Here is a 6,792-nt window from a genome sequence, read left to right as displayed (position 1 = left end):
TAATCGGCGGTGATGAAGAACCATTTCTTGCCGCCCGCATCGGTCAGCGCCTTGCCGGTGCCGTTGGCCAGAGCCGCCGTGTCATAGGTCCAGTGAATCGTCGTCGGCTTGCACTGACCCTGCGTCAGTTCGGTCGATCCGGCGCCGGAATTGATCAGCACGCCGTTCTTCTCGGCGGTGATGTCGGCCACGGCAAGGGCCACGGACGAGGTCGGCACGTCGAGAATCGCGTTCACGCCCTCTTCGTCATACCATTTCCGCGCGATGCTGGAACCGATGTCGGGCTTGTTCTGGTGATCGGCCGAGATGATCTCGACCTTCATGCCCTTGTCGGCGGCCTTGAAATCCTCGACCGCCATCTGCGCGGCGATCACCGACCCTTCGCCCGAAAGATCGGCATAGACGCCAGAGCGGTCGTTGAGAACGCCAAGCTTCACGTTGATTTCCTGAGCCAGCGCCGGGTTCATGGCCAGCGTGGCAAGTGCCGTGCCGATGAGAATGTTCCTGATCAAGGTCGGTCTCCTTCTGTTGGCCGCGCCGTGCGCGGGATGGTTCTCAGACGCCCAGATAGGCGTGCAGCTTGTCGATATTGGCGTCCAGTTCGGAATTGGGGATCATGTCCGCCACCTTGCCCTGTTCGACGACATAGTGACGGTCCGCCACCGAGGCCGCGAAACGGAAGTTCTGTTCGACCAGCACGATGGTGAAGCCCTCCTGCTTCAGCGCCAGGATCGTGCGGCCGATCTGCTGCACGATGACCGGCGCCAGCCCCTCGGTCGGCTCGTCCAGAAGCAGAAGCGGCGCACCGGTGCGCAGGATGCGGGCGATGGCCAGCATCTGCTGTTCGCCGCCCGACAGCTTCGTGCCCTGGCTGCGGCGACGCTCCTTGAGGTTGGGGAAAAGCTCGTGGATCCGGTCCACCGACAACCCGCCCTCCCGGATACGCGGCGGCAGCATCAGGTTTTCCTCGACGCTGAGCGAGGCGAAGATGCCGCGTTCCTCGGGGCAGAGCGCGATCCCCAGGCGCGCGATCTGGCGCGGCTGCATTCCGACGATCTCGGCGCCCTGGAACCGGATCGAGCCCTCACGCTTGCCCAGAATGCCCATGATCGCCAGCAGGGTCGAGGTCTTTCCCGCGCCATTGCGGCCCAGAAGCGTCACCACCTCGCCTTCGGCCACGTCGAATTCGATGCCGTGCAGAACGTGGCTTTCGCCATACCATCCATTGAGATCGCGCACCGCCAGCATGGCGCCCGCCGTCCGGCCCGGACGTTCCGTCTGTGCCATCGCGTCACTCATGGTCGGCTCCGATATAGGCTTCGATCACCTCGGGTGACCTGGACACCGCGGCATAATCGCCCTCGGCCAGGATCTCGCCGCGCGCCAGAACCGTGATCCGATCCGACAGATCCGCGACCACGGAAAGATTGTGCTCGACCATCAGGATCGTGCGGTTCTTCGATACGCGGCGGATCAGGGCGGCGATGCGTTCGACATCCTCGCGGCCCATGCCGGCCATCGGCTCGTCCAGAAGCAGCATCTCGGGGTCCAGCGCCAGCGTCGTCGCGATTTCCAGCGCGCGCTTGCGGCCATAGGGCAGTTCGGCGGCGCGGTGACGCTCGAACTCGGTCAGTCCGACCTCTTCCAGATAGTCGCGCGCCTTGTCGTCATAGCGCGACAGGGTCTTTTCCGAACGCCAGAAATCGAAGCTTTCGCCGCGCCGCCGCTGAAGCGCGATGCGCACGTTCTGAAGCACCGTAAGATCGGGAAAGATGGCCGAGATCTGGAACGATCGCACGATGCCCAGCCGTGCGATCTGGGTCGGCGACAGGGCGGTGATATCCTGGCCCTTGTAGATGATCTTCCCCGCGGTCGGCTTGAGAAACTTCGTCAGGAGGTTGAAACAGGTCGTCTTTCCCGCGCCGTTCGGCCCGATCAGCGCGTGGATCGAGCCGGTTTCGACCGAAAGGTTCACGTCGTTCACGGCAACGAAGCCGCGAAATTCCTTGGTCAGACCCCTGGCTTCGAGTGCCGCGGTCACGGGGCCGCCCCGGCGCAGGCGTCAACTGCGGCGGTCGTTGCCGCGATCGGAAAGGACGGCCGGTCGCCCAGGCCGGCAAGCCGCCACAAGTCCTGCTCCGCCCTCGCAGAATTGATGTCGCTCGTCTTCGGCAAATCGCGCCTCTATCCTGTTCTTCTGGCTGGATTCTTGTCGAGCCAATCCCTGTTTCCTGGGCAGCATGAGCGCGGATCGGGATGCAGACAAACGAAAAATTCTGCACGATGAATGCAATAAATCTGCTAACAGGCGTCATGGATACCAAACTTGTCGAGACCTTTCTGGAAATCGTCGCCACCGGCAGTTTCAATACCGCCGCGGCGCAAATGAACATCGGCCAGACCACCGTCAGCGCACGCATCCGCACGCTGGAGGACCAACTCGAACGCCCGCTTTTCGTGCGCCACAAGGGCGGCGCGGCGCTGACCCCCGCCGGCCGGCAATTTCTGCGCCATGCCCCGAACTTCGTGCAGCTTGCGCGGCAGATGCGGCGCCAGGTCGCCGTTCCGCAGGGTCACAGAGCCATCCTTGCCATCGGCGGCGAGATGAGCCTCTGGCAGCCGCTGCTGCTGGACTGGATCCGGCGGCTCAGGGCCGAATGCCCCGACATCGCGCTCAGGGTCCAGGTCGATGCGCCCGGAACGCTGATCGACCAGGTGGCCGCGGGTCTTGTCGAAGCGGTGGTGATCCATGCGCCGCCGCAACGGCCCGGCCTGCGCATCGATCTGCTGGCGGATGACAGGCTGGTTCTGGCCAGCACCGACCCGGCCGCCGACCCCGCCAACGGGCAGACCCTGGTGGGCGCCGATTGGGGCCCGGATTTTTCGCAGGGCTTCGTTTCCGGCTTTCCCGCGTTTCAGGGCGCCGGCGTGACGTTCGATCCCGGCCCGCTTGCCGCCGATTATATTTTGGCGGCCGGGGGCTCGGGCTATTTCCGCCAGCGCGACATCGCGCCCCATCTCGCCTCGGGCGCACTGCACCTTGTCCCGGACGCGCCGCAATTCCCCTATCCGGTTTGCGCGGTCAGTTCGTCGCAGGCCGACCCCGACCTGCTGGGCCCTGCCCTGTCCCATCTCCGGAAGGTCGCGCCCTCTGGTTGATCCCTTGCCCGCAGTCCACGATGTGGGTTCAACGCCGGGCCGGACATGGCGCCGCAGGCTGGCAACGGATCACGTCCGCGCCCTTGTTTCCTGGCCGAAATGATTTCGCGGGCGGTCGCTGCCAGCAGCCTCTCCGCCGCGTTCCGATTAACAAAAGCTTCAGGAACCGCCGCCTTGGGCGCCGGGTTTCCCCGATGGTTGAAATTCAGCCGGAGGAGGAAATCAATCATGCCAATGAAAATCAGGATCGCAGCGACCACCGCCATCTGCGCCTTGTCGGCGAATATGGCACTGGCTCAGTCCGAATCTGCGAGCAAACAGACCACGGGCAAAGAACAAAGCCCGGATTCCGTGACCTGCGCGGACATTACTGCCATGGACACGGCGCTGGTTCCGGGCACCCTGTATTATATCGCCGGGTACAAGAAAGGCAGCGATGCAGGAATGTCGGCCGGTCAAGGCGGCGGCCAGTCGGCTGCGGCGGGGGCGTCAGGCGCGACAGGGTCCGCATCCGGCGACAGCTCTGCGACGACTGCGGCCGATGGCAGCACCGTGACAAGCGATGCCAACACCTCTGCCAACAGCGCCATGGACAAGCCGGCATCGGATGCCGCGACCGCGGCCGATGGCAGCGCGATCACGAGAGATGCGAACACCTCTGCCAACAGCGGCTCCAGCGGGGCGGCGTCGGACACGACGATGGCCACTGACAGCAGCGCGACCGCGGCAGGTGCGGATGCCTCGGCATCGGCGTCTGGTGGCGGACAATCGGGCGGCGGAATGTCCGCCGATGCCGGCGGCAGCCAGGCTGGCAGCGCCGGTGGCGACGTCGCCATCATGCGCGTCAGCGGAATGTTCGAGATCCCGGTCGAGGAGGTCATTACGGCGTGCACCGACACCCCGGAAATGAAGGCCGCCGACGCGATCGAACAGAAGCGCGGCGCTGCGGGTTCGATGTCGAACTGACGACGACCAGGCTCAGAGGCCAGACAAGGGTTCGGCGGCGTGGAAGCGTTCATGCCGCCGGACCAACGGGCGATCCCGGTTTTCCCGCGAAAGCCCTGTTGCGAATTTCATGAGTGTTCGGGCTGCACCTCTGTGGATTTCTGGCCGGCACACCCGGCCCCTCGGAACGACTATCCCTGACTGCCGCGGGCGGAAACGTCGCCACGTTGTCATGGATCGGCATGTGATCGGGGGATTCGCGCGAAACGCCGGCACAGAGGGCGGCCCACAAGTTCGATGAAACCCGGCAAGGATGTCATGGGTGCGGCCCGTTCTTGTCGCGCCCGCAGCACGGGCGGGCTGACCGCGCGGCGCGGGCAAGGTGGCCTGGACCGTGACCGCCCCGCTGATCCGTGACCGTCCCATTCTCGCGGTCTGCAAGCGGATCGCGCAACTCGAAAGGATTTAGCTGTGACGAATACTGACCAACAGAAGCCTACTGCGCACCAGGACACGACGAGCAGGGCCAAGTCGGCTGCGAGCTCGGCGTCGGAAGAGGTGAAGGAGCGGGCGCAGGATGTGGCCGGGAAGGTTTCCCACGAAGCGACACGACAGGCCGACAAGGCCAAGGGCGCGTTGGCGGGCGAGGTGAAGGATGTCGCCTCCGCGCTGCGGACCGCGGCCGATGAGATGCGTGACGGATCGCCTCAGGAACGCACCTTCAGCCAGATCGCGGACGGGCTGGCCGATGCCTCGGAAGCCATGCGAAACAAGGATTTGGGCGAGGTCGTCGGAACCCTCAACGACTTTGCGCGGCGCAATCCGTTGGCTTTCCTGGGGGGCGCGGCACTCCTTGGGTTTGCAGCGACCCGGTTCGCCAAGGCGTCAGGCAGCAGGCCATCACAGCCCGCCAACCCCTCGTTGGCTGGCATGTCCGGCCCCGCAGCCGCCGATCCGCTGCAAAGCCCGGCCCCCGTCACGACAGCGAAAGGAACATCAGCATGAGCACCGAACCGAACAAGTCCGCCAGCGGCTTGCTGAACGACGCATTGTCCCATGTCAGCAGCCTGGTTCGCAACGAGGTCGATCTGGCCCGTGCGGAAATCAACGAAAACGTCAACAATGCCGGCGCCGCCATCGGCTTGATCATCGGCGCCCTCGTGGTGGCGCTGACCGCTCTCAACGTGTTGTCTGCCGCCCTTGTCGCCGCCCTGACCGAGGCCGGGATCCCCGGCGGCTGGTCGGCGCTGATCGTCGGGGTCGTCTTCGCGATCATCGCCTACGTGATGCTCAAGAAGGGCAAGGACAACCTGAAACTCAGCAGTCTCGCCCCCAGCAGGACCGCGAAGAACGTCAAGCGCGACGCGCGCGCCGTGAAGGAGGCCTATGATGACCAATGAGACCCGTTCCCCCAAAGAGATCGAACGCGATATCGAACGCGAACGCGCCGGTCTGACCAATACGCTGTCGGACCTGCAAGACAGGTTTTCGATCGAAAGCCTCGCGCGGCAGGTAAGTGATCAGGTCCGCGAGCATGGCGGCGATATCGGCCGTTCCGTATCGGACGCGGTGAAGCGCAATCCGCTGGCATTGGCGCTGACCGGGGCCGGCCTCGCCTGGCTCATGCTGAGCGACAGAAGCGGCGGGCACGACCATGCCGCCCGCGATGCGCGCCATGGCCGGTTCGATGATGACGACAAGGACGGCCGGTATGGCCGCCGGCACGGTCACGATGCGCGTAGCGGTGTCGCGGATGATCACAGGTCCCGGCCCGTGACCGGGACGGGACGTTTCGCGCGGCCCGAAAACACCCCCTCCTGGGCGCGAGACCATGACAGTGACGGACTTGGCCTGTCATCGCGGGCAGAATACACCGCCCCGGGCGTCGCCGGGAATGCCTCGGAGGCGGCGTCCGGGGCCGGGGGATCGGGGCGCGGCCCTGGCGCCTCTGTCGCGGATACCACCAGACGCGCGGCCGGATCGGTCACGGATACGCTCAAGGGTGCCGCCGATGGGGTGGCGGATACCGGCCGCGCGGTTGCCGACAGCGCGCGCGCTGCGGCGACCAGCGCATCGGATCGCGCGGCAGCCATGCGGGCGCGGCTGGCCGAGGGCACCGAGGCCCTGTCCGAGGAAGCACGCGATCGCGTGATCGCCGCGCGTGAAAGCGCGATCGAGGCACGCGATGCGTCGCTGCGATATGCCCGTCAAGGCCGCGACATGGCCGTCGATATCTTCGAGGAACAGCCGCTCATCGCGGGTGCGCTTGCCCTTGCCGTCGGCGCCGCCATCGGTGCGGCACTGCCGCGCAGCCGGACCGAGGACCGTTATCTGGGCGAACAGAGCGATCGATTGATGGAAGAGGCCGAACGTCTTTACGCCGAGGAGAAAGAGAAACTCGGCAAGGTCGCTGAGGCCGCGACCGACGAAGCCAGAAAGATCGCGCAAGAAACCCGGGACGAGGTGGACAGCGCGGCGAAATCGGCGATCGACAAGGCCAAGTCCTCGGGCGAGCGGATCGCGGGCGCAGCCGAAACCGAGGCCGAGAAGCAGAACCTGGGCGATGTCCAGAACAGGTCGTGATCGAAAAACGCCATGAAACCTGCCGGTCCGCGCATCCCGTGCGGGCCGGATTCAGCAAAAGAGGCATCGCATGACCCGTGGCAGAAACGCCGACACCCCGGCGGA

8 protein-coding genes are annotated in these 6,792 nt (G+C 65.4%); 5 read left to right on the top strand and 3 right to left on the bottom strand.

Features of this window, described 5'->3' with window-relative positions; translation table 11 throughout:
- The 3 genes from B4A72_RS03045 to B4A72_RS03035 form a co-directional block, all read right to left on the bottom strand.
- Positions 1-512, bottom strand: a 512-nt coding sequence (locus B4A72_RS03045; protein ID WP_292978074.1) for an ABC transporter substrate-binding protein, incomplete at its 3' end; no start/stop codon positions are given.
- Positions 513-555: 43 nt separating this feature from the next.
- Positions 556-1,299, bottom strand: a complete 744-nt coding sequence (locus B4A72_RS03040; RefSeq protein WP_292978073.1) for an ABC transporter ATP-binding protein — start codon at positions 1,297-1,299, stop codon at positions 556-558.
- The gene (locus tag B4A72_RS03035) at positions 1,292-2,041 is read right to left on the bottom strand and encodes an ABC transporter ATP-binding protein (protein ID WP_292978072.1); all 750 of its coding nucleotides are present in this window, start codon (positions 2,039-2,041) and stop codon (positions 1,292-1,294) included. The genes B4A72_RS03040 and B4A72_RS03035 overlap by 8 nt, the downstream gene beginning before the upstream one ends.
- A gap of 272 nt (positions 2,042-2,313) precedes the next feature.
- Between B4A72_RS03035 and B4A72_RS03030 the strand changes: the two genes are divergently transcribed.
- From B4A72_RS03030 to B4A72_RS03010, 5 genes are all read left to right on the top strand, one after another.
- The gene (locus tag B4A72_RS03030) at positions 2,314-3,159 is read left to right on the top strand and encodes a LysR family transcriptional regulator (RefSeq protein WP_292951128.1); all 846 of its coding nucleotides are present in this window, start codon (positions 2,314-2,316) and stop codon (positions 3,157-3,159) included.
- A gap of 228 nt (positions 3,160-3,387) precedes the next feature.
- Positions 3,388-4,125, top strand: coding sequence for an HdeA/HdeB family chaperone (locus B4A72_RS03025; RefSeq protein ID WP_292978071.1), 738 nt, complete (start codon positions 3,388-3,390; stop codon positions 4,123-4,125).
- Between the two features lie 450 nt (positions 4,126-4,575).
- Positions 4,576-5,109, top strand: a complete 534-nt coding sequence (locus B4A72_RS03020) for a hypothetical protein (RefSeq protein ID WP_292951134.1) — start codon at positions 4,576-4,578, stop codon at positions 5,107-5,109.
- Entirely contained in the window at positions 5,106-5,504 is a 399-nt protein-coding gene (locus tag B4A72_RS03015) for a phage holin family protein (protein WP_292951137.1), read from the top strand. Before B4A72_RS03020 ends, B4A72_RS03015 begins: the two co-directional genes overlap by 4 nt.
- Complete coding sequence (locus B4A72_RS03010) at positions 5,494-6,687, top strand: DUF3618 domain-containing protein (RefSeq protein WP_292978070.1); 1,194 nt, start codon at positions 5,494-5,496, stop codon at positions 6,685-6,687. Before B4A72_RS03015 ends, B4A72_RS03010 begins: the two co-directional genes overlap by 11 nt.
- Positions 6,688-6,792: the final 105 nt, after the last annotated feature.

Origin of the sequence: Paracoccus sp. UBA5162, assembly GCF_002413585.1 — a bacterium.
Lineage (GTDB): Bacteria > Pseudomonadota > Alphaproteobacteria > Rhodobacterales > Rhodobacteraceae > Paracoccus.
This window is presented reverse-complemented; position numbering and strand designations above follow the sequence as displayed.

What these genes read in the sequence shown, in the direction of transcription:
- B4A72_RS03040 (WP_292978073.1), bottom strand. Translation starts at nt 1,299, where the DNA reads ATGAGTGACGCGATGGCACAGACGGAACGTCCGGGCCGGACGGCGGGC.
- B4A72_RS03030 (WP_292951128.1), top strand. Translation starts at nt 2,314, where the DNA reads ATGGATACCAAACTTGTCGAGACCTTTCTGGAAATCGTCGCCACCGGC.
- B4A72_RS03025 (WP_292978071.1), top strand. Translation starts at nt 3,388, where the DNA reads ATGCCAATGAAAATCAGGATCGCAGCGACCACCGCCATCTGCGCCTTG.
- B4A72_RS03015 (WP_292951137.1), top strand. Translation starts at nt 5,106, where the DNA reads ATGAGCACCGAACCGAACAAGTCCGCCAGCGGCTTGCTGAACGACGCA.
- B4A72_RS03010 (WP_292978070.1), top strand. Translation starts at nt 5,494, where the DNA reads ATGACCAATGAGACCCGTTCCCCCAAAGAGATCGAACGCGATATCGAA.